Below are 26,125 nucleotides of genomic sequence, written 5' to 3' on the forward strand. Positions count from 1 at the left end.
CCGCAGGATGACAGGATGGCAAAGCTGTGGCATCCCGGCACGGGGTCCGAACGGCTCACGTCGCATGGCGTCCCATCGCATTCACCCGCCGCCGCCCTGCGGCGTGCGCCATGGGTGGCGGGTCATTTCAGCTCATCTTCGGTCTACGCAGGCGCTCTTGCGGACCGGCGTCACCAGATCGTCACATTGAGACACCAGAATCCGCCCCACTCCAACTATCTTCTTGCCCCCATGCGCCATCTCGCCCTCCCCGCCGTCACCGCCAGCCTGCTGGCCGCCGCCGGCGTCCACGCCGCGCCGGCTCCGGCCCCGGCCGTCGAATCCAGCGTGGTCGTCACCGGCCAGCGCGCCAGCCTGGCGCGCGCCATCGCCGCCCAGGAACAGGCCGACAACATCGTCAGCGTCGTCAGCAGCGACGACATCGGTCACCTGCCGGACAAGAACGCCGCCGAGGCGCTGGCGCGCGTGCCGGGCCTGTCGGTCCAGCGCGACCAGGGCGAAGGCCGCTACGTGGTGGTGCGCGGCCTGGACGCCGACTACAACAGCGTGACCATCAACGGCGCCCTGGTGCCCTCGCCGGAAGCGACGCGCCGCGCGGTGGCGCTGGACGTGCTGCCGGCCGGCCTGGTGCGCTCGCTCGAAGTGACCAAGTCGGCCACGCCCGACCAGGACGCCAACTCGCTGGGCGGCACGGTCGAGGTCAAGACCCTGTCGGCGTTCGACCTGCCGGGCAAGCTGCTCAGCGTCGGCGTGGCCGCCAGCCACGACACCAACACCGACCAGAACAGCCCCGGCGCCAACCTGCTGTGGGCCCAGCGCTTCATGGACGGCAAGCTGGGCATCGCCGCCGGCCTGTCGGGCGAGAAGCGCAAGTTCGGCTCGGACAACGTGGAAACGGGCGGCGCCTGGGACGGCAACCGCCTGGAAGGCTTCGAGATGCGCGACTACCTGCCCACGCGTGAGCGCCGCGCCGGCGCCGTCAACCTCGACTACCGCCCGGACGCCAGCACCAGCTACGCCCTGCGCGGCTTCCTCAGCCGCTTCTCGGACGAAGAGTCGCGCGACCGCATGACCGTGGGCGACTTCGAGAACGACGACGAAAGTGTGGTCGAAGGCGAGCTCGCCCCGGCGACCGTCGAGCGCCGCCTGCGCCAGCGCAAGTACACGCAAGAGATCCGCTCGCTCACCGGCTCCATGGACCGCCGCTTCGGCGACGCCTGGAAGATGCACCTCGAAGCCGCCACCAGCCGCGCCACCGACGAGACGCCGAACGCGATCAGCGACGCGCGCTTCACCAACGTCGAGAGCTTCGAGGGTGTCGGCTTTACCAACACCCGCGCCCCGCACCTGATCGCCCCGGCCGGCGTGCTTGATGCCGCCAACTACGAGCTCGATTCGTTCGCGATCGAGCGCGCCTACGCCAGGGACACCAGCCACCAGCTGCGCCTCGACCTGCAGCGCGAATTCGACGCCGGCGACTGGAGCGGCGCGCTCAAGTTCGGCGCCAAGGCCACCCGCCGCGACAAGCGCACCGACACCGACGCCTGGGAATTCGGCAGCGACGACCCGGAAGACGGCGATTACTGGGGGGCCGGCCCGACCTCGATGAGCGCCTTCGTCAATGGCACACGCATCGACTACCCGTTCGGCAACCTTGGCTACACGCTCGACCCGAACCTGGTACGCGCCCGCTTGGCCGGCCTGAACCGCGAGGGCGCGCGCGCGATCGTCGACTCGGCGCTGGACGACTTCAAGCTGCAGGAAGACATCGACGCTGCGTACGTGCAGGCCAGCCTGCGCAGCGGCGCCTGGTCGCTGCTGGCGGGCGTGCGCGCCGAGCGCACCCGCTTCAAGGCCGACGGCTCGCAAGTGACGGACGAAGAAGAGATCACGCCGCGCGGCGCTGCGCGCTCCTACACCAACTGGCTGCCGGGCGTGCACCTGCGCTACGACCTCGACCAGCACACCAGCCTGCGCGCGGCATGGAGCAACTCGGTGGTGCGCGCCAATTTCGCCCAGCTGGCGCCGGGCGTCAGCCTGGATGGCGACGATGAAGCCACCATCGGCAACCCGGACCTGAATCCGCTGCGCTCGCACAACCTGGACCTGGGCATCGAGCGCACCATCGGCGGCGACGGCGTGGTGTCGGCCTATGTCTTCACCAAGGATATCAAGGACTTCACCTACGCCACCGACCTGGCCGGCCGCGGAGACTGGGTCGACTTCAATAGCGCGATCTCGTACGCCAACGGCGAACAGGCGCGCGTGCGCGGCATCGAACTGGCCTGGCAGCAGCCGCTGCGCATGCTGCCGGCGCCGTTCAACGGCCTGCTGATCGGCATCAACGGCGCCATCACCCACTCGCGCGCCGATATCGACAGCGCCGATGGCGACGGCGGCGTCGGCACGCGCGAGATCCGCATGCCGGGCCAGTCGAACCGCATCGGCAACCTGATGGTCGGCTACGAGTCGGGTCCGTTCAGCGCGCGCCTGGCGATGAACTACAAGTCGCCCTACCTGCTCGAACTGGGCGAGGACGTGCTCGACGCGAGCCAGGACCGCTACGTCGACACCCAGAAGCAGCTGGACTTCTCGATGTCGTTCAAGCTCGACAAACGCTGGCAGCTGACTTTCGATGCCAGCAACCTGAACAACGAAAAATACTACGTGTACATGGGCGACAAGTCCCGCAACGCGCAACATGAACAATACGGCCGCACCTTCAAGATCGGCCTGAAAGCGAGCATCTTCCAATGAAAAAAATCGTTTCCCCGATCGTTGCACTCATCGTCCTGGCGGCGCTGCACGGCGCCATGTCCGCAGCACTCGCCGCACCGCAAGTGGCAAAGGCGCCGCTCGATGCCGAAGAACTGGCTGCCCTGCCGGGCGGCGCCTGGCTGGCGCTGAACAAGCGCGGCCTGCGCCTGGTCGGCGCCGACGGCATCGACCGCGCGACGCTGGCCCTGCGCGGCGAGCGGCTCGACCTGCGCCCGATCCAGGGCGGCGCCCTCGCGGTGCTGGTCGACTCGAACCTCGAACAGGCCCAGCCCGTGCGGATCGACCTGGCGGCCGGCACGCTGACCCGCCTGCCGGCGATTCCGAGCGCCGGCTTCGGCATCGAGGCGGCCTGCATGTACCGCGACGCCCAGAACCTCGACCACGTGTTCCTGGTGGGCGCGGATGGCCAGGCGCAGCAATGGCTGCTGGGCGAGCCCCACCGCCTGGTGCGCCGCCTGGCGCTGCCGACCGGCGTCGAACACTGCCGCGTCGACGACGCCTACGCCACCCTGTTCGTGGCCGAGGAAGGCATGGGCCTGTGGGCCTATGGCGCCGACGCCGAAGGCCCGTCGGCGCGCACGCCGGTGGCGCTGCGCGCGCCCTATGGCAAACTGAAAGGCGAGATCCAGGGGTTGGCGGTGCTGCCTGGCGGCGTGGCCGCCCTCGGCGAAAACGGCCAACTGCTCGGCTGGCGCCGTGCCGGCGCCGCATGGCAAGCATTGCCGGCGCGCGCGCTCGGCGCCAAACAACTGGTGGCCCTGGGCGGCGGCTCCCTGATGGTGCAGACGAAAAAAGGCTGGCAGTCGCCGGCCCTGGCCTGGAAAGCCGGCAGCGCGCCGCCGCGTTCCCTGCCGATCGTGATGCCGCGCATGCAGACCGCGCCGGTGGCGCAGATGGGCGACGCGGCCGACGACCCGGCGATCTGGGTCAACCCGCTTGATGCCAGCAAGTCGCGCATCCTCGGCTCCAACAAGAAGCAGGGCCTGCTGGTGTATGACCTGGACGGCCGCCAGACCCAGTTCCTGGCTTCCGGTCGCCTGAACAACGTCGACGTGCGCCAGGACCTGCGCTTCGAGGGCCAGCGCGTCGACCTGGCGCTGGCCACCCAACGCGACGAGCAGGCGATGGTGCTGTACACGATCGACGCCGGCGGCGAGCTGGCGGAAGCGGCGCGCCTGCCGACCGGCCTGGGCGACATCTACGGCACCTGCCTGTACCGCACGCCGGAAGGCGGCCTGGATGCTTTTGTGAACGACAAGGACGGCCGCTACGAGCACTGGCAGATCACCCGCAGCGGCGGAAAATACGGCGCCAGGCTGGCGCGCCAGTTCAGGGTCGCGACGCAACCCGAAGGCTGCGTGGCGGACGACCGCAGCGGCCTGCTGTTCGTGGGCGAAGAAGACAAGGCGCTGTGGGTCACGTCGGCCAGGGCCGACCAGCCGGCCAAGCTCGAGATGGTGATGCCGGTGGGCGAATGGCTGCACGACGACATCGAGGGCATGGGCATCTACCACGGCGACAAGCGCAGCTACCTGGTGGTGTCGAGCCAAGGCAACAGCAGCTACGTGGTGTTCGATGCGGCGGCGCCGTTCAAGGTGCGCGGCGCGTTCCGGGTCGGCATGGATCCGGTGGCCGGCATCGATGGCGCCTCCGAGACCGATGGCCTGGAAGTGAGCTCGGCGAACTTCGGCGGCCCGTTCGCGCGCGGCATGCTGGTGGTGCATGACGGCTTCAAGCGCATGCCCGAAGGCGCCCAGAACTACAAGGCGGTGGCCTGGGACGACGTCGCCAAGGCCCTGAAGCTGGAAGATTGAGGCGGCGCGGGTTCCGCCAGGTGGCTGCTCAACCAGCGCGCCACCTCGGCCGCCCGCTCCTCGATCCGCGGCCCGAAGCCCTGGCTCGCCAGCAGCGCGATGCCGTTCGGGTTGCGCAACACGCCCGGCGCCAGCACCGGCTGGCCGCTGGCGGTGTCGATGAAGAACGGCGCCAGCTGCTCGCGCAGCAGCGGCGCCAGCACCAGGTTGTGCGAGGACACCAGCACCAGGTCGCGCCCGGCCAGCTGCTCCAGCACGGCGCATGCCGCCGAGACCGACTCCAGGTGGTTCGTGCCGCGGAACACCTCATCGATCAGGCAGATGCCCGGCGGCTGGCCGGCGGCATCCAGCAATTCCTTCGCGCGCCGCAGCTCCGCCATGTACAGGCTCTCGCCGCCCAGCAGCGAATCCTCGTTCTGCATGCTGGCGCGCACCGGCAGCGCCGGCAGGCAGGCGCGCGTCGCGTAACAGAAGCCGAAGGCGCGCGCCGCGATCGCGTTCAGGCCCACCATGCGCAGGAAAGTGCTCTTGCCCGAGGCGTTCTGGCCGGAGACGAAGGCGCCTTTTCCTTGCAACGCCACCGACAGCGCGACCGGCTGCGCCATCAGGGGATGGACGCCGCCCTCCAGCACCAGCGTGCGCGCATCGCCGCGCTCGGCCCAGCACCAGCGCTCCATCGCTGCCAGGTGACGCGCCAGGGTCACGTCGGCCTCCAGGTTCGCGCAGGCCAGGTAGCACTCGCGCAGGAAGGCACGCTCGGCATGCACGATGCGCCGCGTCTTGAAATGATAGACCACATTGGCCGCTGCGAACCAGTCGGCGTACTGCAGCGCGCCCGGGATCATGCGCAGGCTCAGCGAGCGCGCCAGGCGCACGTGCAGGCGTTCCGCCCTCGGGCGCGCCGCCACGAAAGGTTCCAGCAGCTGCCCGCCCTGCCCGCCCAGCAGGCTGGTCGCGCGCAGCAGCGCGTGCAGCGCGCGGATGGCGGCGGCCCATTCCTCGAGCGGGCGGTGCAGGCGCATCTGCAGCGCCATCAGGGGCGCTAGCGCCGCCAGGGTCAACATCCAGCCCAGCGGCTGGGTCGCCAGGGCGGCCAGCGACAGCAGCAGCGCGAGCGGCAGCAGCCATAGCCAGTGCGGCCACCACGGGATTGTCGGCGCCGTATCCTGGAACAGCAGGCCGGCCACCTCGGCATCGGCATGGCGCAAGGTAGACAGGCTGGCGTCGATCGCATCCAGCCGCGCCGGGTCATCCATCAGCGCCTGCAGGCGCGCGCGCTGCGCGACGCATGCCGCATCGTCGATGCCGGCCCGCAGGCGCCGGTGCAGCACCTGGCGCGCGAAGATGCTGGCCTGGGGCGCCAATTTTTCTTCGTACGATTCGAGCAGCAAGTCGTTCCAGGTCTGGTCGTCGATGCCGGCGGCGCCATCGAGGCGATACAGGCGCTCGACCTCGTCCGGGATGAAGAAATGGCGCCGCGGAGGGGCGGGTGGGACGAGCGCGAGGCTGCGCCACAGGTCTTGCAGGCGGTCGAACAACGACACTGATGGACTTTCTGGAGAACCGGCCGCGCCGGGTGCCAATCCAATATACGGGTCGATTGCCATCTTGCAAGATCGAAAACATTTATGGGTTGAAATTACCCATGACGCATGTTCAACATTGAATTCGACAATGTACGTTTCCAAACATACCGGTTTCCGAATCGCTGGCACGATCATTGGCGCAAGGCTCCCACCAACAACGACCAAGAAAGGTAGGCCCGATGAAACGCGCTTCGCTCGCAGCCGCGCTATGCCTGATGTTCGGCTCCGCCACCGCCCAGCAGGGCGACGGCACCCTGTTCTCCACCAAGATCAATGTCTGGAAACCCAACAAGGTGGAGGCCACGCCGGAGCGTATCGCGGCGCTGAAGGCCCCGCAAGGCTTCACGGTCAGCGCCTTCGCGACGGGCCTCAAGAACGCGCGCATCATCGCGGTGGCGCCGAACGGCGACGTGTATGTGAGCCGGCGCGACCAGGGGGACGTGCTGCTGCTGCGCGACGCCAACGGCGACGGCCGCGCCGACGGCGCGCCGGTCACGGTGGCCAACCGCGCCGGGGCTCACGGCCTGGCGATCCGCGACAACAAGCTGTACCTGGTCACCGTCAAGGAGCTGTTCGTGGCCGACATCAAGCCGGACGGCCGCCTGGGCGAACTCAAGATGCTGCTCGGCGACCTGCCCGATTCGGGCCAGCACCCGAACCGCACCATGGCCTTCGGCCCGGACGGCATGCTGTACCTGAGCGTCGGCAGCACCTGCAATACCTGCAACGAGAGCAATGTGGAAAACGCCACCTTGCTGCGCGTATCCCCCGACGGCAAGAGCCGCAGCATCTATGCCAGCGGCCTGCGCAACATGATCGGCTTCGGCTGGCATCCGACCACGGGCGAGCTGTGGGGCTTCGACCACGGCATCGACTTCCTGGGCGACGACGTCCAGCCCGAAGAGATCAACAAGATCGAGCTGGGCAAGCAATACGGTTGGCCGCATGTGTATGGGGCCGGCGAGATCTACCCGCAAAGCACGCCGCAGGGCGAGATCATCAAGGAGCAATGGAAGGCCCGCAGCACGCCGATGGTGCTGGGCTATACCGCGCACGCGGCGCCGATGCAGTGGGTATGGGGCGCCGGCAGCGCTTTCCCGGCCGAATACCAGGGCGACGCTTTCGTGACCATGCGCGGTTCGTGGAACCGGGTGCCGGCGTCGGGCTACGAGATCGTGCGCGTGCGCTATCAAAACGGCCAGCCGACCTCCGTGGAACCTTTCGTCACCGGCTTCCTGACGGACGGCGGCAAGACCCATATCGCGCGTCCGGTCGGCCTCGCGCTGGCCAAGGACGGCGCGCTCCTAATGGCGGACGACGCCAACGGCGTGATCTACCGCATCGCCTATACCGGCGGCAAGGCGGCCGCCGCCACGCCGCCGAAGGCGCCGCCGGGTCCGATGGAAGAGCAGGTCAACAAGGGCAACAAGGTCCCGCTGGCGAACCAGCGTCCCGAGACCGAAGCCAAGGGCCAGTTGAGCGTGACGTCGCCGAGCTTCAGCGCCAACGGGATGATGGACGAGCGCTACACCGAGTATGCGGACGGCGTCTCGCCGGCGCTGTCCTGGAAAGCCGTGGCGGGCGCGAAGTCGTACGCGGTCATCGTGGAAGACCCGGACGCCAAGCCGGTCACGCCCTTCGTACACTGGGTGATGTGGAATATCCCGGCCACCATCACCAGCGTACCGGAAGGCGTGCAGGAGCAGCCGCGCCTGTCCGACCCGGACGGCGTGCTGCAGGGCCGCACCACGCGCGGCGCGCCCGGCTACTATGACCCCAAGCCGCCGGTCGGCGAGGCGGCGCACCGCTACCACTTCCAGGTCTATGCCCTCGACAAGATGCTCGACGTGCCATTCGGCGCCGACCGCGACCAGGTGCTGGCGGCGATGAAGGGCGATGTGCTGGCCAAGGGCGAAATCGTCGGCAGGTACGGCCAGAAGCAGCAGCCGCAGAAGTGAGCGCGACGCGGACAGTCCTGTCCGCGAACGACCGCAGGGAGGCCGGACGGACACCGCGGACAGCGGCGTTCGCCGGCCCTCACCTTATGAATCAATAACTTACATCCTGGCATGGATCGTGCTGTAACGACAAGCAACCCGTCGTTACTGGACACGCCATGATTCGCGATACATCTCTGCAAGACGCCGTCGTCGCCCCGCCGGCCGGCCACAACATCAAGCGCCGCGCGCTGCTGCTAGGGGGCGCCGTTGCCCTGGCCGCCGCCAGTTTCTCCCTGTACGCCGCCTGGAGCGGCAGCGAGCATTCCGTCTCCGCCAGCCGCGTGCGCATCGCCGAAGTCCAGCGCGGCACCCTGGTGCGCGACGCCGCCGTCAACGGCCGCGTGGTGGCCGCCGTCAGCCCCACCCTGTATTCCACCGCCCCCGCCACCGTCAACCTGAAGGTCGCCGCCGGCGACACCGTCAAGAAGGGCGACGTGCTGGCGGTGCTCGAGTCGCCCGACCTGACCGACGCCCTCAAGCGCGAAGTCTCGACCTACGAACAGCTCAAGGCCGAGGTGGCGCGCCAACAGATCCTGGCGCGCAAGCAGCAACTGCTGGCCAGGCGCGAAGCCGACACCGCCGAGATCGAGCGCCTGTCGGCCCAGCGCACCGTGGAGCGCTACGACAGCGTGGGCGTGGTCGGCATCATCGCCAAGATCGACTACCAGAAGGCCCAGGACGCCCTCAATTCGGCCGGCATCCGCGCCAAGCACGCGGCGCAGGCGGCCAACCTCGAAGGCGACGACGTCCAGCTGGCGATCCGCACCAAGACCAACGAGATGGAGCGCGCGCGCCTGTCGATGGCCAACGCCCAGCGCCGGGTCGACGAACTGACCGTGCGCGCGCCGGTGGACGGCTTCATCGGCACCCTGAACGTCCAGAACCGCATGGTGGTCATCGCCAATGCCCCGCTGATGACGCTGGTCGACCTGTCCAAGCTCGAAGTCGAGGTCGAGGTGCCCGAAACCTATGCCGGCGACCTGGGCCTGGGCATGAGCGCCGAGATCACCCTGCCCTCGGGCCGCGCCACCGGCAAGCTGTCGGCGTTGTCGCCCGAGGTGGTCAAGAACCAGGTGCTGGCGCGGGTGCGCTTCGACGGCGAGCAGCCCAAGGGCCTGCGCCAGAGCCAGCGCGTCAGCGCGCGCCTCCTGATCGAGGAAAAGCCGAACGTCCTGATGGTGCAGCGCGGCCCCTTCCTCGAAAACGAAGGCGGCCGCCACGCCTACGTGATGCGCGACGGTGTCGCGCAGCGCACCCCGATCCAGGTCGGCGCCACCAGCATCTCGGCGGTCGAGATCCTCTCCGGCCTGCAGGCCGGCGACCGGGTGGTGGTGGCCGGCACCGACGCCTTCGAGAACGCCGCACGTGTTTCGATCAACTGAAATCTTCCAGAACAAGGAGCCAACCATGCTGCGCATGACCAACCTGAGCAAGGTGTACCGCACCCACATGATCGAGACGCACGCGCTGCGCGGCTTCGAGATCCACGTCAGCCAGGGCGAATTCGTCACCGTGACCGGTCCGTCCGGCTCGGGCAAGACCAGCTTTTTGAACATCGCCGGCCTGCTCGAGGAATTCACCTCGGGCGAGTACGTGCTCGACGGCGTCAACGTGAAGGGCCTGGACGACGCGGCGCGCTCGCGCCTGCGCAACGAGAAGCTGGGCTTCATCTTCCAGGGCTTCAACCTGATCCCGGACCTGAACCTGTTCGACAACGTCGACGTGCCGCTGCGCTACCGCGGCTTCAATGCGCGCGAACGCAAGGAGCGCATCGAGGACGCGCTGGCCAAGGTCGGCCTGGCCTCGCGCATGAAGCACTACCCGGCCGAGCTGTCGGGCGGCCAGCAGCAGCGCGTGGCGATCGCGCGCGCGCTGGCCGGTTCGCCGAAACTGCTGCTGGCCGACGAACCGACCGGCAACCTGGACACGCAGATGGCGCGCGGCGTGATGGAACTGCTGGAAGAGATCAACGCCGCCGGCACCACGATCCTGATGGTGACCCACGATCCGGAACTCGCGGTGCGCACCCATCGCAACGTGCACATCATCGACGGCCAGGTGTCCGACCTGGTGCGCCGTTCGCCGTCGCTGGTCGACAGCGTGGCTTCCGTCCCAGCCTGAGGAGCTGCCATGTTCGGCTATTACTTCAAGCTCGGCGTGCGCAGCCTGCGCCGCAACCGCTACCTGACCGCGCTGATGGTGCTGACCCTGGCCATCGGCGTGGCCGCCAGCGTCTCGACGCTCGCCATCCTGCACGCGATGTCGGGCGACCCGATTCCCTCCAGGAGCGACCGCCTGTTCGTGCCCTTCATCGACAACGCCCAGCCCGAAGGCTATATCCCGGGGTCCGAGCACATCGACATGCAGATGACCTACAAGGACGCGATGAACCTGCTGCGCGCCAAGCCGGGCGACCGTGGCACGGCCATGTACGGCACCGGCATGCCGATCGAGCCGCCGCGCACCGACATCCCGGCCTTCACCGGCTATGGCCTGGCGCCGACGCGCGATTTCTTCGCCATGTTCGAGGTGCCCTTCCTGCATGGCCAGCCGTGGAGCGTCGAGGACGAGACGCGCGGCGCCAACGTCGTGGTGCTGAGCCGCGCGGTAGCGGAGAAGCTGTTCGGCGACGCCAGCCCGGTCGGCCAGCGCCTGCGCATGGGTGGCGAACCGTTCACCGTGGTGGGCGTGCTCGACGAATGGAATCCGATGCCGCGCTACTACAAGCTGATCGGCAGCGGCCCGGCCACCGGCGAAGACTTCATGATTCCCTTCACCACCGCGGTGCGGCGCGAGATGCCGGCCTACGGCAGCGTCAACTGCAGCGAGTCGCGCGATTCCGGCTTCGCCTCGCTGCTGGCCTCGGAATGCACCTGGATCCAGCTCTGGCTCGAAACCCGCTCCGGCATGGACCGCGCCGACCTGCACGCCTTCCTCGAGAACTACGCGAGCGAGCAGCGCAAGATGGGCCGCCTGAAGCGCCAGGCCCCGGTCGAGCTGTACGACGTGATGGAATGGATGGAAAAGCAGAAGGTGGTGGGCAACGATACCCGGCTGTCGGCCTGGCTGGCGTTCGGCTTCCTGCTCCTGTGCCTGGTCAACACCGTCGGCCTGCTGCTGGCGAAGTTCTCGGTGCGCGCCTCCGAGGTCGGCATCCGCCGTGCGCTGGGCGCTTCGCGGCGCGACATCTTCCGCCAGTTCCTGATCGAGACCGGCGTGGTCGGCCTGGCCGGCGGCGTGCTGGGACTGGCGCTGGCCTTCGGCGCCCTGGCCCTGATCGGCATGGAAAGCAAGAGCATGGCGGCCGTGGCGCGCATGGACTGGCAGATGCTTGCCTTGACCTTCGTGCTGTCGATCTGCGCCGCGCTGGTCGCCGGCCTGCTGCCGACCTGGCGCGCCTGCCAGGTGACGCCGGCCATCCAGCTCAAATCGCAATAATCATCAGGAGGACTGAATATGGAAATCCGACCAATCCTGTCCGCGCTGCTGCGCAACAAGACCGGCCCGATCCTGGTGGCGATGCAGGTCGCCCTGAGCCTGGCGATCCTGGCCAACGCCCTGCACATCGTGAACGAAAGGCGCGAGGTGGCGTCGCGCCCTTCCGGCCTCGACGACGAAGCCTCGACCTTCTACTTCTCAGTGCGCAACCTGAACCAGGACACGCCCGAGCAGATGCTGGCCACCATCAAGCGCGAGCTGGACGTGCTGCGCGCCGTGCCAGGTGTCGTGGCCGCGGGCCAGGTGTCGCAGATGCCGATGTCGCAAAGCGGCAGCACCACCAGCGTCGCCGCCGATCCGCGCCAGGAGCGCGAGAGCGCCTATGCGTCGGCCTATATGTCGGACGGCTCGATGGTCAAGACTTTCGGCCTGAAGCTGGTCGAAGGCCGCGACTTCCTGGCGCACGAAATCCCGGAAGTCAACCAGGCCACCAACCGCGAGCTGCCGACCATGATCCTCATGACGAAGGCGCTGGCCGAGAAGCTGTGGCCCGACGCGCCCGCGGTCGGCAAGACCATGTACTTCGGCACCGGCAGCGAAGCGCGCGGCGCCCAGGTGGTCGGCGTGGTCGAGCGCCTGCAGACCATCCACGCCGAAGTGGGCCAGGATGCCGAGTATTCGATCCTGATCCCGGCGCTCATGTACGGTACGCCCGGCACGATGTATGCGCTGCGCAGCGAAGCGGGCGAGCGCGACCGCGTGATGCGGGAAGCCGAACAGGCGCTGCGCAAGTCGTCGGCCACGCCGATGATCCTGCGCATCGCGACCGTCGAGGGCGACCGCAAGGACCGCTACCGCGCCGACATGGCGCTGTCGTGGATGCTGGTGACGGTGAGCGCGCTGCTGCTGCTGGTGACCTGCAGCGGCATCGTCGGCATGGCCAGCCTGTGGGTGACCCAGCGCCGCAAGCAGATCGGCGTGCGGCGCGCGCTGGGCGCGCGGAGAATCGACATCCTGCGCTACTTCATCGTGGAAAACGTCATGATCACCAGCGGCGGCGTGGTCGGCGGCGTGCTGCTGGGCGTGGGCCTGAACCAGCTCCTGGTGAGCAAGCTGGAAATGACGCGCCTGCCGCTGCCCTACCTGATCGCCGGCGCCCTGCTGTTCTGGGCGATCGGCATCCTCGCCGCCTATGGCCCGGCCTGGCGCGCGGCCAGCATCTCGCCGGCGCTGGCCACCCGCAGCACCTGACCCGGACAGTGCTATGCTGGCGGCCATGCCCACAGTTCTCATCATTGACGACAATGCCGCCGTCGCCATGGCGCTCGAAGTGCTGTTCTCGCTGCACGACATCGCGGCGCTGCGCGCTGCCTCGCCCGAGGAGGGCCTGGACCTTCTCGGCCGCGAACCGGTCGACCTGGTGATCCAGGACATGAACTTCACGGCCGACACCACGTCGGGCGAGGAAGGCGTGGCGCTGTTTCGCGAGATCCGCCTGCGCCATCCCGACCTGCCGGTGATCCTGCTCACCGCCTGGACCCACCTGGATGCGGCGGTCGACCTGGTCAAGGCGGGCGCCGCCGACTATCTTTCCAAACCCTGGAACGACGAGCGCCTGCTGGCCACGGTCGGCAACCTGATCGAGCTGGGCCAGGCCAATCGCGCGCTCGGTAGCCGCCTGCAGCGCGAACGCAAGGCCAAGCGCGAGCTCGAGCTGAACTTCGACCTGCGCGGCCTGGTGTGGCAGGACCCGGCCACCGAACGCGTGCTGCACCTGGCCTGCCAGGTCGCGCGCGCCGACGTGCCGGTCTTGATCACGGGGCCCAACGGCACCGGCAAGGAGCGCATCGCCGAAATCATCCAGACCAATTCACAAGTGGCCGCCGGTCCCTTCGTGGTGCTCAATTGCGGCGCCCTGCCGTCCGAGCTGATCGAGGCCGAGCTGTTCGGCGCCGATGCCGGCGCCTATACCGGCGCCTCGAAGGCGCGCGAAGGCAAGTTCGAGGCGGCCGACGGCGGCACCCTGTTCCTCGACGAAATCGGCAACCTGCCGCTGGCCGGGCAGATGAAGCTGCTGCGGGTGCTGGAAACCGGCCGCTTCGAGCGGCTCGGCTCGAACCGCGAGCGGCAAGTGAAGGTGCGCGTGATCAGCGCCACCAATGCCGATCTCTCCGCGATGATCCGCGCCGGGACCTTCCGCGAAGACCTGTTCTATCGCCTGAACGTGATCGAGCTGCGCCTGCCGCCGCTCGCGAGCCGTCCGGGCGACATCCTGCCGCTGGCGCAATCATTCCTGGCGCACGGCAAGGCCCTGCATCCGGCGGCCGAGGCGGCACTGCTGGCCCATCCCTGGCCCGGCAATGTGCGCGAACTGAAGAACGTGATGGCGCGCGCCAACCTGCTGTCGGGCGGCGCCACCATCACGGTGGCGGACCTCGGCCTGCCCGCGGCCAGCCTGCCGGCCCAGGACCTTGATCCCGACCGCGACGCCATCGTGGCGGCGCTGGCGCGCGCCGGCGGGGTGGTGGCGCAGGCGGCAAACGAACTTGGCCTGTCGCGCCAGGCGCTGTACCGCCGCATGGAGCGGCTTGGGATCGAACGTCCGTGAGCGAACGCCAGGCGCCGGCCCGGACCAGGTTCTCGCTGGTCACGCGCCTGTCGGCGCTGGTCGGCACCCTGCTCGTGCTGGCCATGCTGGCCGCGCTCGGCCTGGACGCCCTGTTCCCCGGCCGCCCGCTGCTGGTCGCGGGCCTGTGCCTGCTCGGATTGCTGCCGGTCGCGATCATCACCCTGCGCGCGCAAGTCCAGCCGATCCTGTCGCTGTTTCGCGCGCTGGAAGGCACGGTGGACAGCTACCGCGACGGCGACTTTTCGTTCAGCCTGCATTGGCCGCACAACGACGAGCTGAGCGACCTGATCGCGGCCCATAACCGGCTGGGCGCCGTCCTGCGCGAGCAGCGCCTGGGCCTGGCCCAGCGCGAGCTGCTGCTCGATTCGATGGTGCAGAACACGCCGGTGGCGATGCTGCTGGTGGCGGATACGGTCGGCCACGCCGGCGTCATCGTCTATGCCAATGTCGCCGCCCGCCAGTTGCTGGCGCATGGCCGCAAGCTCGAGGGGCACGCCCTGCGCGCCGTGCTCGACGAGGCGGCGCCGGCCCTGCGCGAAGCGCTGGCGCGGGGCGGCGACGGCCTGTTCAGCGCCGGCGAAGGCGAGAACGAAGAGGTGTATCACCTGGCGCGCAGCACCTTCAACCTGAACGGCCGCCGCCACGAGTTGCTGCTGCTGCGCCAGCTGACGGCCGAACTGCGGCGCCAGGAAGTGCAGACTTGGAAGAAGGTGATCCGCGTGATCAGCCATGAGCTCAACAACTCGCTGGCGCCGCTCGCCTCGCTCGCGCATTCCGGCGCCGAGCTGGTGCGGCGCGGGCAGGTGGAGCGCCTCCCGCAGATTCTCTCGACCATCGGCGAACGCACCCGCCACCTGGAGAGCTTCATCCTCGGCTATGCGTGCTTCGCCAAGCTGCCGACGCCGCGCCTGGAAGCCTGCCCGTGGTCAGAGCTGGTCGCACGCCTGGCCGGCCAGGTCGATTTTTCCGTCGAAGGCGAGCTGCCGCCCGACCCGGCCTGGGTCGACGCCGCCCAGCTCGAGCAGGCACTCCTGAACCTGCTCAAGAACGCGCACGAATCCGGATCCAGGCCAGACCGGGTCCAGCTGCAGGTGCGGCGCGTGCAGGACCAGCTGCGCATCGACGTACTCGATCGCGGCAGCGGCATGAGCGAGGCGGTGCTGACCCAGGCGCTGGTGCCCTTCTATTCGACCAAGCGCAGCGGCACCGGCCTGGGGCTGGCGCTGGCGCGCGAGATCGCCGAGGCCCACGGCGGACGCATCCTGCTCGCCAACCGTGACGGCGGCGGGCTTGCCGTCACGCTGTTCCTGCCGGGGCTGCCGGCAGCTTCCCCCACCTGAAAGGACATCATGCTGACCGTCATCGGCAAGGCCACCTCGATCAATGTGCGCAAGGTGCTGTGGACCTGCACCGAACTGGGCTTGCCGTTCGTGCGCGAGGAGTGGCAGGACGGCCACGCGGCGCTGAACCCGAACCGCATGGCGCCGGTGCTGGTCGACGACGGCTTCGTGTTGTGGGAATCGAACACCATTTGTCGCTACCTGTGCGAGCGCCACGCCGGGGCGTCGCTGTGGCCGGCCGAGGCGCGGGCGCGCGCCCGCGTCAGCCAGTGGATGGACTGGCAGGCCACCGAATTAAACACGGCCTGGCGCTATGCCTTCATGGCGCTGGTGCGCAGCAGCCCGGCGCACCGGGACCCGGCGCTGATCGAGGCCGGCATCGCAGGCTGGAACCGCCACGTCGGGCTGCTCGATGCGCACCTGGGCGACAACGGCCCCTGGATCGCCGGCGCCGGCTTTTCGCTGGCCGACATCGTGCTCGGCCTGTCGGTCAACCGCTGGCTGATGACGCCGATGGCGCGGCCCGACTATCCCCACGTGGCGGCCTGGTACGCGCGTCTTGGCGAACGTCCGGGCTTCGGCGCCTGGTGCGGCAACGGGGTGGCATGAGCCGTCTCTGGTAAGATCGGCTCTGATTTTCCAGCCGCTCGACCATGCCGCCGTCCACCATCGATCCCCGCTTCGCCCAGCCCGGCCATCCGCCCGCCACCATCGACGAATTCGAAGGCGTGCGCTTCCTGCACCTCGGCACCTCCTGGGTGCAGGGCGCGATGCGCCTCGCCAAGCCGGACACGATCGAGCTCGAATACGTGCAGATGATGATGTGGACGCTGTTCCAGCGCGCGCCGCGCCACATCGCCCAGCTCGGGCTGGGCAGCGCCGCGCTCACCAAGTTCTGCTACCAGCGCTTTCCCGAGGCGAAGGTCACGGCGATCGAACTCAATCCCAACGTGATCGCGATCTGCCGTGCGCTGTTCGGCCTGCCCGACAACGATGCCCGCCTGGACGTGCGCGAAATGAATGCGCTCGACTTCGTGCTCGACCGCGCCAACCATGGCAAGTTCGACGTGCTGCAGGTCGACCTGTACGACCAGGACGCGCGCGGCCCGGTGCTCGATTCGGTCGAGTTCTATCAGGGCTGCCGCGATTGCCTGGCGCCGGGCGGCATCGTGACCGCCAATGTGTTCGGCGACTTCAGCAACTACGACAAGAACTTCCTGCACATGGAGCAGGTCTTCGACGCCGTCGCCTGGCTGCCCGAGGTGCACGATGCGAATATCGTCGTGCTGGCCTTCGGAGAGGCTCCCGAACTCGACTTCGCGGAGCTGTACGAGCGCGCCGGCGAGATCAAGCGGCGCCTGAACCTGCCGGCCAAGAACTGGGTCAACGGCCTCAAAGAGTGGATGCGCGACCACTCGTGATCGTGTGGCGCGGCGTGGGCGGGCGGCGTCCCGGACGGGGGCCGGTCACGCCCAGTTCGGACGCCGGCACCGGCGCGCCGAGCAGCGCGAACACCGCGCCGCAGGGTTCGCGCTCCAGCGCCAGCACCGGGAACACCCGTTCGAGATTGGCATACTTGGCCCAGGCGCCGGCGCCGCGCGACTGGCTCGGCGGGATCGACATCGCGGCAAAGCCGCGTGCGCCGTTCTCGAGCGCCGCGATGCTGCGCACGCGGGCGGCGCACGCGTTTCCGTCCAACCTCGCGTCGGATACGTGGGGCTCGCCGGCGTCCATGCAGCGCACCCGCAGCTGCGCGCCGGGCAGCGGATGGTCATGGATCTTCTGGTTGGGAGCGTGCCAGAGCTGCATCAGCACGATGCCGGTCGGCCCGTGGGCGTCCCAGGCGCTTTCGAGGCTGCCGTGGTGCTGGAGGCCGTAGCGCTTGCATAGCTGGGTGATATTCATCTAGTCGTTCCGTTGCCGTTGGCGCCGCTCGCGGCTGCGGCGAGCGGCGGGATCCTGCATGGCGCGCAGCAGGATCTCTCGTGAGACATCGCAGCTCTCGAGGTACACCAGCCCGGCCGACACGCCGCGCGTCTCGGCCAGGAACAACGCATATTCGGTAGCGAGCGCGGACCGCTCGTCGATTCGTCGTTGGATCATGATGTGGCTGCCTACGAAGTGCGGCGAAAGCGCCGGCTTGAGATGTAATGCTAAAGCCACTCGGCAGCACACCCTTGGAAATCTTGTTAGAGAACGTAACAATCCAGCAAACTCTCTGCAGCAACATTTCTCACCAAAAATTTCTTTATTCTCAATGCATTACCCGACACTCATGAATATGTCGTGAAGTGTGAGGGCGCGTCTCTTTTGCGCGACGACCACCCCGCCTATTCACCTTCGTATTTACTTATTTCAATAACTTCGTGGTGTAGAGACATACCCCATTGCTAACATCAAATGACATCCGAACAAGCGGATGACATGACAAAACTCAATGCAGGGGGTAGAGGATGACCAGGAAGTTGAACAAGAAAACACTGCCGCAACGCGCCCTGCTGGCGTCGGCACTGATGGCGGCGCTGGCGCCGGCCAGCGCCCAGGAGACGGACAGCAATATGTCGCAGGTCGTGGTGCTCGGCTCGCGCACCCAGGCCAAGACCGCGCTCGACACCGCGGTTCCGGTGGGCCTCATCAACAGCAAGGACATCCAGTCCGCCGGCACGCTCGAGCTGGGCAAGGTGCTGCAAGACCTCGACCCTTCGTTCAACTTCACCAGCACCTTCGTGAGCGACGGCACCGACATCATCCGCCCCGCCACCCTGCGCGGCCTGGGCCCGGACCAGCTGCTGGTGCTCATCAACGGCAAGCGCCGTCACCAGCAAGCCCTGGTCAACGTGCAGCAGACCATCGGCCGCGGTTCGGCCGGCACCGACATCAATGCGATCCCGCTGTCGGCGATCCAGTCGATCGAGGTGCTGCGCGACGGCGCGGCGGCGCAGTACGGCTCGGACGCGATCGCGGGCGTGATCAACATCATCCTCAAGAAGGGCGCCGGCAACGGCACTTTGAGCGCCAGCGCCGGCACCACCGACGAAGGCGATGGCGACACCTATTCGGCCAGCGCCAACCGCGGCTTCGCGCTGGGGGCCGACGGCGGCTACCTGAACCTGTCGGTCGAGGCCAGGAAGCGCGACGAAACCAATCGCGCCGGCCCGGACACCCTGCGTGTCGACCCGCCGCGCGTGACCCAGCGCCTGGGCGACAGCAACGCCAAGGACTACTATCTGTGGATGAATTCGGCCATCCCGACCGCCGGCGGCGAACTGTATGCCTTCGGCGGCGCCTCCAGGCGCAAGGGCGATTCGGGCGGCTTCTTCCGCCCGGCCGAGGATTCGCGCAACGTGCCCGAGCTCTATCCAAACGGCTTCCTGCCGAATATCGTGACCACCGTGCAGGACGCTTCGCTGGCCGTCGGCTACCGCCACGACCTGCCCAACGGCTGGAACGCCGACGTCAGCGTCAACCACGGCCGCAGCCAGCTCAAGTTCCACGAGCGGAACTCGGTCAATGTCAGCTACTGGTACGAGAACGGCGAATCGCCGACGTCGGCCGACACCGGCACGCTCAAGTTCGAGCAGACCACCTTCAACCTCGATTTCAAGGGGCCGGTGAATGTGCTGGGCGGCGAGCTGTTCGTGGCCGCCGGCTTCGAATGGCGGCGCGACAACTACGAAATCGAGGCCGGCGACCCGGTCTCGTACCAGTATGGCCGCAACAACAATCCGGCCATCATCATCCGCGACCAGAACGGCGGCATCGCCGCCTCGGGCATCCAGGGCTTCCCCGGCTACACCCCGAGCACCGCGGTCGACGAGGGCCGCCACAACACCGCCTACTACCTGGACCTCGAGCGCAAGTTCGGCGCCAGCGTCACGCTCGGCGCCGCGGCGCGCCACGAACGCTATTCGGACTTCGGCAACACCACCATCGGCAAACTGAGCCTGCGCTGGGACCCGAGCCGCACGGTCGGGATCCGCGGCAGCGCCTCGACCGGCTTCCGGGCGCCAGGCGTGCAGCAGAAATTCTACAGCTCGGTCTCGACCAACCTGAACGCCGCCGGCGTGCTGACCGAGACCCTGACCGCGCGCGAAGACAGCGCCGTCACGCGCGCCTTCGGCATCGCGCCGCTGCAGGAAGAAACCTCGAAGAGCGCCAGCATCGGCATGATCCTGCGCCCGAGCCAGGGCTTCTCGCTCACCGCCGACGTCTACCGCACCAGGATCGACGACCGCATCGTCTTTTCCAGCAATATCGCGCCGGAGTCCGGCCCCTGCCCGACGCCGGCCGCCTGCCCGATCCGCAACATCCTCGATCCGCTGCGCGTGGGCCAGGCCCAGTTCTTCACCAATGCGATCGACACCACCACCACCGGCTTCGACCTGGTGGCGCAGCAGACCATCCGGGCCCAGGGCTCGACCCTGGTGCTGTCGGGCCAGCTGGGCTTCAACAAGACCGAGGTCGACGACCGCCACTCGCAGTCGCCGGTGCTCACCGGCGCCCAGCTGTTCGACGACGCCCAGGTGACGCTGATCGAACGCGGCCAGCCGCGCAAACACCACGTGGTGTCGGCCGACTACACCACCGGACCGTGGAACGTGACGGCGCGCGCCAACTACTTCGGCGAGGTGCAGGGGCAAGGGTTCACGGCGCCGTTCGTGCAGACCTGGGAGGCGAAGTGGATCGTCGACCTGACCGGCCGCTATGCCTTCAACAAGAACCTCAGCCTGTCGGCGGGCGTGAACAACCTGTTCGACACCTATCCGACGCGCTGGGACCCCGAACGCGCGGCGCCTTTCCCGCAGATGGGCTTCACGCACTGCTGGGAGACCTGCCCGTTCGGGATGAACGGGCGCTCGGCGTATGTGAAGGCGGACTATACGTTCTGAGACTGGCGCGCTCGGCTCAGCGCAGTGCCGAGCGCAGTCCAGACGCCTCGAAATACACATGGCGGACCACCGGATTGGCGGCGCCGATCGCCGTTTCGATGCGGGCGATCGCCTGCTCCACTTCACCGATCTGCAGCCCACGGCGGAATTTCACGGAAGCTGCGAGCAGCACCTCCTCAGGGCCCAGCTGCATGGTGCGCAGGCTTTCCACGCTCTCGAGCGCCGGCTCGCGCAGGAACAGCGCGCGCAACGACTCCAGTTGCGCGCCGTCGATGCCCTCCCCCACCAGCAGGCCGCCGGTCTCGCGCGCCAGCGTGACGGCCGCCCCCACCAGCAACAGCCCGATCAGGATCGACGCCGCCGGGTCGGCGTAGGGATTGTCCAAATAATGGCCGACAGCGATGCCGGCGGCAGCGATCGCGATGCCCAGCAGCGCGGCCGAATCCTCGATGAATACAGTAAATATCGAGGCGTCCTTGCTGGCGCGGACCGTTTGCCACAGCGTCATGCCGGGACCGCGCTTCGCGTTGAGCGCCTTGCGCGACACATTCCAGCTATAGCCCTCGAACAGGGCGGCCGCGCCCAGGACCACATAGTTCCATAGCGGGTCCTCCAGTGGCGGCGGATCCTGCAGCGCCGCGACGCCGTGGTAGATCGACAGCCCGCCGCCCAGCGAAAACACCGACAACGCGACGATCAGCGCCCAGAAGTACAGGGTTTTTCCGTAGCCGAAAGGATGCTTGCGGTCGGGCTTGCGCGCGCTGCGGCGTTCGCCCAGCAGCAGAAGCAGCTCGTTGCCGGTATCCACTGCGGAGTGGATGCCCTCGGCGACCATCGCGGCGCTGCCGGTGATGCCCGCTACGATGAACTTGGCGATGGCAATCCCAAGATTGGCCACGATGGCCGCGTAGATTACCTTGCGCGAATCCTGGCGCGGCGGTTCGGGCGCCGCGCCGCGTTCGCCGACCTGTGCTGCTTGATTCATACTTTTCTCCCGTTCGAGTGCACATGATGGAGCACTGCGTTACGGAGATCCGTACGGCCACGCACCTGCCGCTACCTGCGTTCGCGCCACCATAGCAGCAGCATCGCGGAGGCGAAGGCCAGGGCGAACGGCCAGGCCGGCATCGGGCGAGTCGGCCCTTCCTGGGCGCCAAGCGGCGAGCGGGCGGCGTAACGCGCCGTGGCGTCGCGTTTTTGCATCGCTTGCCACTGCGGCCAGTCGTTTTCCGCATACACGTAGACGGCATGCGCGCCCGCCTTGCGGTCCGCGATCTGCAGCCAGCCGGACTTCTGCGGCCACAGCGCGACGCAGGAAGCGTCGGCGCGATCGGCGCGGGCTTGCCAGCGCAAGGCCTGCGTCAGTTCGGGGAACGCGACCTCGCCCTCGACGCCACGGGCGCAGACTTCCAGGCGCTGTCCGGGCATCGGCATCTCGGCGCCAGCCAGCCATTCGGTCTCCTGGCGGCGCTCGACGCCGACGCGGTCGAGCACACCCTGCCACCAGAGCGCCAGCTTGCGCGGTTCGGCGATCGCGTGGCGGTGCCATTCGCTCACGCCCAGCCAGGCGATGCGGCCCTTTTTCCAGTCGCGGGTCCAGACCATGTCATCCGCGCCAAGCCAGGGGCCGGCCTCGCGCGCCGTCGGCAGCATCGGCGCCAGCGGCATCTCCAACGGGGCCTCCAGCTTGCCGCCCAGCGGCTGCACGCGCAGCGGCAATTGCAGGGTGCGCGACCAGACGCCCGGATCGTTCGCATTCCCGCCCAGCACCAGGAGCGGCATGCCGGCGGCCACGCGCTCGAGCAACGCGGCACGTTCGCCGCCACCCATGCGCTCGAAGCGGGCGGCATCGATCACCATCAGGTTAGGCGCCGTCATCTCTTCGCGCGGCTGTTCAAGGCGGGTGATGTCGCGCCCCAGCGTGACCTGCCAGTCGAGCAGCGCGCCGCTGCCGGCCAGCAGGTCGTTGAGCACGCGCAGGTCGAACGATGGCGCGCCGAAGCGGCCCACGACCTGCAACTGGACCGGCTCGTGCACGGTAAACGGCACCGGACCTTCGGCGACCACCTTGTCCTTCGCGTCCAGCAGGCGCGCCTTGAGGACGACGCGCTCGGCTACCGGCGGCATCCACTCGACGGTCAGACTGCCCGCGCCGCGCGCCTGCGCGATCGGCTGGCCGTTCTCGGCCAGCAGTTCCAGGCGCGCTTCACTTTTGTCTTCGCGCTCGACCGTCAGGGTGAACAGGCGGCCCAGGGCCACCTGGCTCGGGAAGTCGAGGCGCAGCGCCCCGCCCTTCGGCGCCTGCCACGCGAGCGGCAGGGCCGGCAGGTCGTTCCATGCCGCGGCGCGCAGGCCGTCGCCTTCGAGACGCAGGGAGCTCACTCCCTCAAGGGATACCGGCGGCGCGGCCGGGTCGATGGCCAGCGTGCGGCCGGCCTCGCCGGGCACGCGCAGGTCGGCCGCGAACAGGCCCAGGGCGGTGGCCGCGACGACGACCAGCAGCGCGTCCAGCCACTGGCGGCGGCGCAGGTAGAGCGCGGCGCTGACGACGCCGGCCAGGGCGATGAGGCCGATGAGCAGGGTCTGGTTCATGGCGCGCCCGCCTCGCGCCAGTGGCGTGCAAACGGGGTCTCGACCTTGCTGCTGGCCTGCAGCAGCACCTGGCCCTCGCCGGCGCCGGTGCGCAGCCAGGCGCGCAGCACCGGACGGCAGGCGATGCAGCCGTCGGCCACGTCCTGGATCGCGCGCTGGGCGGCCAGGCGCTGTTCGTCGTCCTTCAGGCGCGTACGCACCCAGTCGTTGGCGGTGCGCATCCACAGCGCAGGCAGCGCGGCCTCGCCTGACAGGGAGGCCACCAGCGCGCGCAGCTCCTCCGGCAGCGGCGACGCTTCTGCCGCCTGTTCGCGGCGGTAACTGGCGGCGCCGGCCATCTCGCCGGTCATGCGTTTTTCTTCCTTGATCGGCGGCGGGGTGAAGGCGGTCTTGTGCAGGTAGATGCGTTCGGCCTGCTGCAACTCCTTGATCGCTTCCAGGGCCTTGTGCTCGGGCGGCAAGGCGGTCCTGGGCGCGATCGCGCGCAGCGACTTCTCGGCGTCCCACATCGCGACCAGCGCGCGGCGCAGCACCTTCTTGGTGCCCTCGTCGTACATGGTCGCGTTCTCGGCCTCGTCGTGGGCGTGGCCATAGGTTTCGAGGATGTGCTGGGTCTGGTTCACGATGGCGCTCTTGCGGGTGTTCGGGCTGCCGTGGTCGTGGCCGTGGCCTTCCTCCTGCGGATGCTCGCCGGGGCCGTGCTCATGACCTTCGTGATCGTCATGCTCGTCCTGCTTTTGCGCGCCGCCGGTGCCGGAACCGGCGTTGTCGGCGAACAGCGTCGACTCCTCGCCCAGGAACTGGCCATAGCGGCGGCGCAGCTGCGCCTGGTCGTTGGCGATGCGTTCGCTGCGGTCGCGTACCTCGTCGGCCGCGATCTTCGTCCCGCGCATGTCGGCGATGAGTTGTTCGGTGTCGATGATGATCTGGCGCTGGCTGCGCAGCGACGCCGGCTTGACCAGCGACGGCATCGCCGCGCTCTCTTCTTCCGCCTCCTGCTCGGGCGCCGGCCGGCGCACGGTGTAGGTGGGCGACTGCACGGTCTGGGGACGGCCGGCGTTGTCGGTCGCGCGCACGAAGAAATACAGCTCGTCGCCCGGCTCCATTTCCAGCTCGGCGAGCGACCATTGCTTCGACCAGTCGCGCCGCTTCGGGTCGCTCGATGCCGGCAGCGGCATCTCGCGGTCGGTGAACTTGACGTTCTCGCCGCTGCCGCGCGCCAGCGTCATGTGCAGGGTGGCGCGCCGGATCGCGTAGTCGTCGCGGATCCGGATCGCCATCGCAGTGCCGGTCGCGTTCTCGCGCAGGTCCTGGATCATCTGGGTCGGAGCAAGAATCGTGATCTCGGGCGGCTGGTCGGGGATGACGCGCAGCGTGTGGCGCTGGCCGCGCCAGCGCCACACCACCGATTCGGTGGCGGTCCAGCGCGCGCACTCCTTGCCCGGCTCGAGCACCTGGCCGTTGCCCAGTTCGATCCTGTTGTCGCCTGCCGTGCCGTCCTTCAGGCACCAGCTGACCACGGTCTGCTCGGGCGCCTGCAGGTCGCGCGGCGCCGATTCGGATGCCTTGATGCCGGTATAGGCCGGCGGCGCCAGCTTGATGGTGAGTTGGGCCAGCGTGGCCGCGGTCGCGCTGCCGACCGGGCTCGGCGCCACAGGGGCCGCGCCATCGGACGGCCTGGTGGTGGCATACCACACCATCCCCGCCAGCACGGCGCTGACCAGGATGATCGGATAACCGCTCGACACATGGCGCGCGACGATCCGGCGCAGCTGGGCCGGCGAAATGACGGCGTCCAGGCGGTCGAACAGGCGCTGCTGCTGCAGGCGGGCGATCGGCGAATCGGCCTGCTCGAGCAGGGCCGCGCTATCCTCCATCTCGGGCACGGCGCCGTCCAGCCAAGCGGTCCACTCGAAGGTGACGCGGCGGCGCAGCTTGACCCAGTCCAGCGCGCACCAGCCGGCCCAGGCCAGCAGGCCCGGTCCCGATGGAATCGCCAGCCATGGCAGCGCGCCGCCTATCCACAGCGGCAGGCGGCGCAGCTGGGCTGCGCGCCATACCCGTTTGGTGATCTCAACGCCTCCGTGCATGCGTGAGACTCCTTTCCAGTACGAAGAGTGCGGCCAGGACGGCCAGCAGGACGCCGCGCAGCGCGCCGCCCGGTTCCGGCGCATCGGCGGCGCCGTTCGCCGTGAATGCCTGCGACGCCATCATGAATGGACGCGGGCCGACGTGCAGCTGCTGCCAATCGTCGAGCAGCGCGCGGGCGGCGTCCGGATCTTGCGGCGGCCAGTCGGCATGATGCCACAGGCGGCCGCGCGCGCTGTCGGCGTAGCGCAGGCCGTCCAGCGCAGGCGCCTTGGCCAGTTCGGGGAAGGCGGATGGGTTCGTCACCCACCACAACGACGCGCGCAACGAGGCTGGCGGGGCTGCGGCGCGGTCCCAGACGATCAGCGACGTCGCGGCGCCCGGCGTGTCGTCGATGATGATTTTCTCTGGCCCTCCCTGCTCGATGAACATGCGGCGCCACTCGGCGGCGCGCTCGCTGGCGATGTGGACGTGGCGCTCGACCCTGGCGGGCGTGGCGGCCTGGGTACGCACCTCGACCGCACGGCCGAACGCCGGCCTGGCGGCCGGCATCGGCACCTCGCCCAGCACCAGCAGCCGCGCGTCCGGTCGCCACTCGCGTTCGTGCGTGTGCACCCAGCCCAGGGCCTGCGCGGCGGGCAGCGTGACGCGCTCGGCGTCCGCCAGGCCGGCTTGCGTCGCTTCGCGCTCGACCCATGCGGGGTCGGCGCCTTGCGTCACCACGACCGTATCGCCGCGCCACGGATAGACCGGGTCGGCCAGCCAGGCAATGAGCGCCAGCAGCAGCAGGCAGCGCACCAGCAGCAATAGCGGATTGCTCCAGCGCCAGACCCGGGTCTGGCGCGGCTCGGTGCGCGGCAGGAAGCGCGCGGTCGCCATTGGCGCCGCCTGGTTCTGCACGCGCTTCTTGCGGTGCCACCAGATCGGCAAAATGAGAACAGGCAGCGCGAGCCACCAGAGTGCATTCATGA

Annotated in this window: 19 protein-coding genes; 12 read left to right on the forward strand and 7 right to left on the reverse strand. The window is 68.6% G+C overall.

Going from position 1 to position 26,125, the window contains the following annotated elements; genetic code table 11:
• Window positions 1–231 precede the first annotated feature (231 nt).
• Window positions 232–2,757: a TonB-dependent receptor gene (locus HMPREF9710_RS02265; RefSeq protein ID WP_005663530.1), complete on the forward strand. Its 2,526-nt coding sequence runs from the start codon at window positions 232–234 to the stop codon at window positions 2,755–2,757.
• Window positions 2,754–4,592: a phytase gene (locus tag HMPREF9710_RS02270; RefSeq protein ID WP_005663532.1), complete on the forward strand. Its 1,839-nt coding sequence runs from the start codon at window positions 2,754–2,756 to the stop codon at window positions 4,590–4,592. The genes HMPREF9710_RS02265 and HMPREF9710_RS02270 overlap by 4 nt, the downstream gene beginning before the upstream one ends.
• On the opposite strand, the gene HMPREF9710_RS02275 is transcribed toward HMPREF9710_RS02270, so the two are convergent.
• Window positions 4,538–6,136, reverse strand: coding sequence for a MutS-related protein (locus HMPREF9710_RS02275; protein ID WP_229409709.1), 1,599 nt, complete (start codon window positions 6,134–6,136; stop codon window positions 4,538–4,540). The two genes, HMPREF9710_RS02270 and HMPREF9710_RS02275, sit on opposite strands and share 55 nt — an antisense overlap.
• 221 nt (window positions 6,137–6,357) lie before the next feature.
• Between HMPREF9710_RS02275 and HMPREF9710_RS02280 the strand changes: the two genes are divergently transcribed.
• The 9 genes from HMPREF9710_RS02280 to HMPREF9710_RS02320 all read left to right on the forward strand — a co-directional run bounded on the left by HMPREF9710_RS02280 (window position 6,358) and on the right by HMPREF9710_RS02320 (window position 17,006).
• Window positions 6,358–8,136, forward strand: a complete 1,779-nt coding sequence (locus HMPREF9710_RS02280; protein ID WP_005663536.1) for a YbhB/YbcL family Raf kinase inhibitor-like protein — start codon at window positions 6,358–6,360, stop codon at window positions 8,134–8,136.
• A 158-nt stretch (window positions 8,137–8,294) separates the two neighbouring features.
• Window positions 8,295–9,560, forward strand: coding sequence for an efflux RND transporter periplasmic adaptor subunit (locus tag HMPREF9710_RS02285; protein WP_005663538.1), 1,266 nt, complete (start codon window positions 8,295–8,297; stop codon window positions 9,558–9,560).
• Between the two features lie 25 nt (window positions 9,561–9,585).
• Window positions 9,586–10,299, forward strand: a complete 714-nt coding sequence (locus HMPREF9710_RS02290; RefSeq protein WP_005663539.1) for an ABC transporter ATP-binding protein — start codon at window positions 9,586–9,588, stop codon at window positions 10,297–10,299.
• A gap of 9 nt (window positions 10,300–10,308) precedes the next feature.
• Complete coding sequence (locus HMPREF9710_RS02295) at window positions 10,309–11,616, forward strand: ABC transporter permease (protein WP_005663541.1); 1,308 nt, start codon at window positions 10,309–10,311, stop codon at window positions 11,614–11,616.
• An 18-nt stretch (window positions 11,617–11,634) separates the two neighbouring features.
• Window positions 11,635–12,867: an ABC transporter permease gene (locus HMPREF9710_RS02300; RefSeq protein ID WP_005663542.1), complete on the forward strand. Its 1,233-nt coding sequence runs from the start codon at window positions 11,635–11,637 to the stop codon at window positions 12,865–12,867.
• Window positions 12,868–12,892: 25 nt separating this feature from the next.
• Complete coding sequence (locus tag HMPREF9710_RS02305; RefSeq protein ID WP_040775492.1) at window positions 12,893–14,224, forward strand: sigma-54-dependent transcriptional regulator; 1,332 nt, start codon at window positions 12,893–12,895, stop codon at window positions 14,222–14,224.
• Window positions 14,221–15,585 (forward strand): sensor histidine kinase, encoded by a 1,365-nt coding sequence (locus tag HMPREF9710_RS02310; RefSeq protein ID WP_005663545.1) that lies wholly within the window; start codon window positions 14,221–14,223, stop codon window positions 15,583–15,585. The genes HMPREF9710_RS02305 and HMPREF9710_RS02310 overlap by 4 nt, the downstream gene beginning before the upstream one ends.
• A 9-nt stretch (window positions 15,586–15,594) precedes the next feature.
• Complete coding sequence (locus HMPREF9710_RS02315; RefSeq protein WP_005663546.1) at window positions 15,595–16,194, forward strand: glutathione S-transferase family protein; 600 nt, start codon at window positions 15,595–15,597, stop codon at window positions 16,192–16,194.
• A 44-nt stretch (window positions 16,195–16,238) separates the two neighbouring features.
• Window positions 16,239–17,006, forward strand: coding sequence for a spermine/spermidine synthase domain-containing protein (locus HMPREF9710_RS02320; protein WP_005663547.1), 768 nt, complete (start codon window positions 16,239–16,241; stop codon window positions 17,004–17,006).
• Here the strand turns inward: HMPREF9710_RS02320 and HMPREF9710_RS02325 are convergent.
• Together HMPREF9710_RS02325 and HMPREF9710_RS02330 are read right to left on the reverse strand one after the other, a co-directional pair.
• Window positions 16,978–17,490: a hypothetical protein gene (locus HMPREF9710_RS02325; protein ID WP_005663548.1), complete on the reverse strand. Its 513-nt coding sequence runs from the start codon at window positions 17,488–17,490 to the stop codon at window positions 16,978–16,980. The genes HMPREF9710_RS02320 and HMPREF9710_RS02325 overlap by 29 nt on opposite strands.
• Complete coding sequence (locus HMPREF9710_RS02330; protein WP_005663549.1) at window positions 17,491–17,688, reverse strand: hypothetical protein; 198 nt, start codon at window positions 17,686–17,688, stop codon at window positions 17,491–17,493. It abuts the gene before it with no gap.
• Window positions 17,689–18,050: 362 nt separating this feature from the next.
• On the opposite strand from HMPREF9710_RS02330, the gene HMPREF9710_RS02335 reads away from it, so the two are divergent.
• Window positions 18,051–20,474 carry a TonB-dependent receptor plug domain-containing protein gene (locus tag HMPREF9710_RS02335; RefSeq protein WP_157225413.1) on the forward strand — a complete coding sequence of 808 codons (2,424 nt, stop codon included), beginning with the start codon at window positions 18,051–18,053 and terminating at the stop codon, window positions 20,472–20,474.
• A gap of 16 nt (window positions 20,475–20,490) precedes the next feature.
• Here HMPREF9710_RS02335 and HMPREF9710_RS02340 read toward each other — a convergent pair whose 3' ends face one another.
• From HMPREF9710_RS02340 to HMPREF9710_RS02355, 4 genes are all read right to left on the reverse strand, one after another.
• Entirely contained in the window at window positions 20,491–21,459 is a 969-nt protein-coding gene (locus HMPREF9710_RS02340) for a cation diffusion facilitator family transporter (RefSeq protein WP_005663551.1), read from the reverse strand.
• Between the two features lie 71 nt (window positions 21,460–21,530).
• The gene (locus HMPREF9710_RS02345; protein ID WP_005663552.1) at window positions 21,531–23,066 is read right to left on the reverse strand and encodes a hypothetical protein; all 1,536 of its coding nucleotides are present in this window, start codon (window positions 23,064–23,066) and stop codon (window positions 21,531–21,533) included.
• Window positions 23,063–25,156: a hypothetical protein gene (locus HMPREF9710_RS02350; protein ID WP_005663553.1), complete on the reverse strand. Its 2,094-nt coding sequence runs from the start codon at window positions 25,154–25,156 to the stop codon at window positions 23,063–23,065. The genes HMPREF9710_RS02345 and HMPREF9710_RS02350 overlap by 4 nt, the downstream gene beginning before the upstream one ends.
• Entirely contained in the window at window positions 25,140–26,123 is a 984-nt protein-coding gene (locus HMPREF9710_RS02355; protein ID WP_005663554.1) for a BatA domain-containing protein, read from the reverse strand. The genes HMPREF9710_RS02350 and HMPREF9710_RS02355 overlap by 17 nt, the downstream gene beginning before the upstream one ends.
• Window positions 26,124–26,125 lie beyond the last annotated feature (2 nt).

Source organism: Massilia timonae CCUG 45783, assembly GCF_000315425.1.
Lineage (GTDB): Bacteria > Pseudomonadota > Gammaproteobacteria > Burkholderiales > Burkholderiaceae_D > Telluria > Telluria timonae.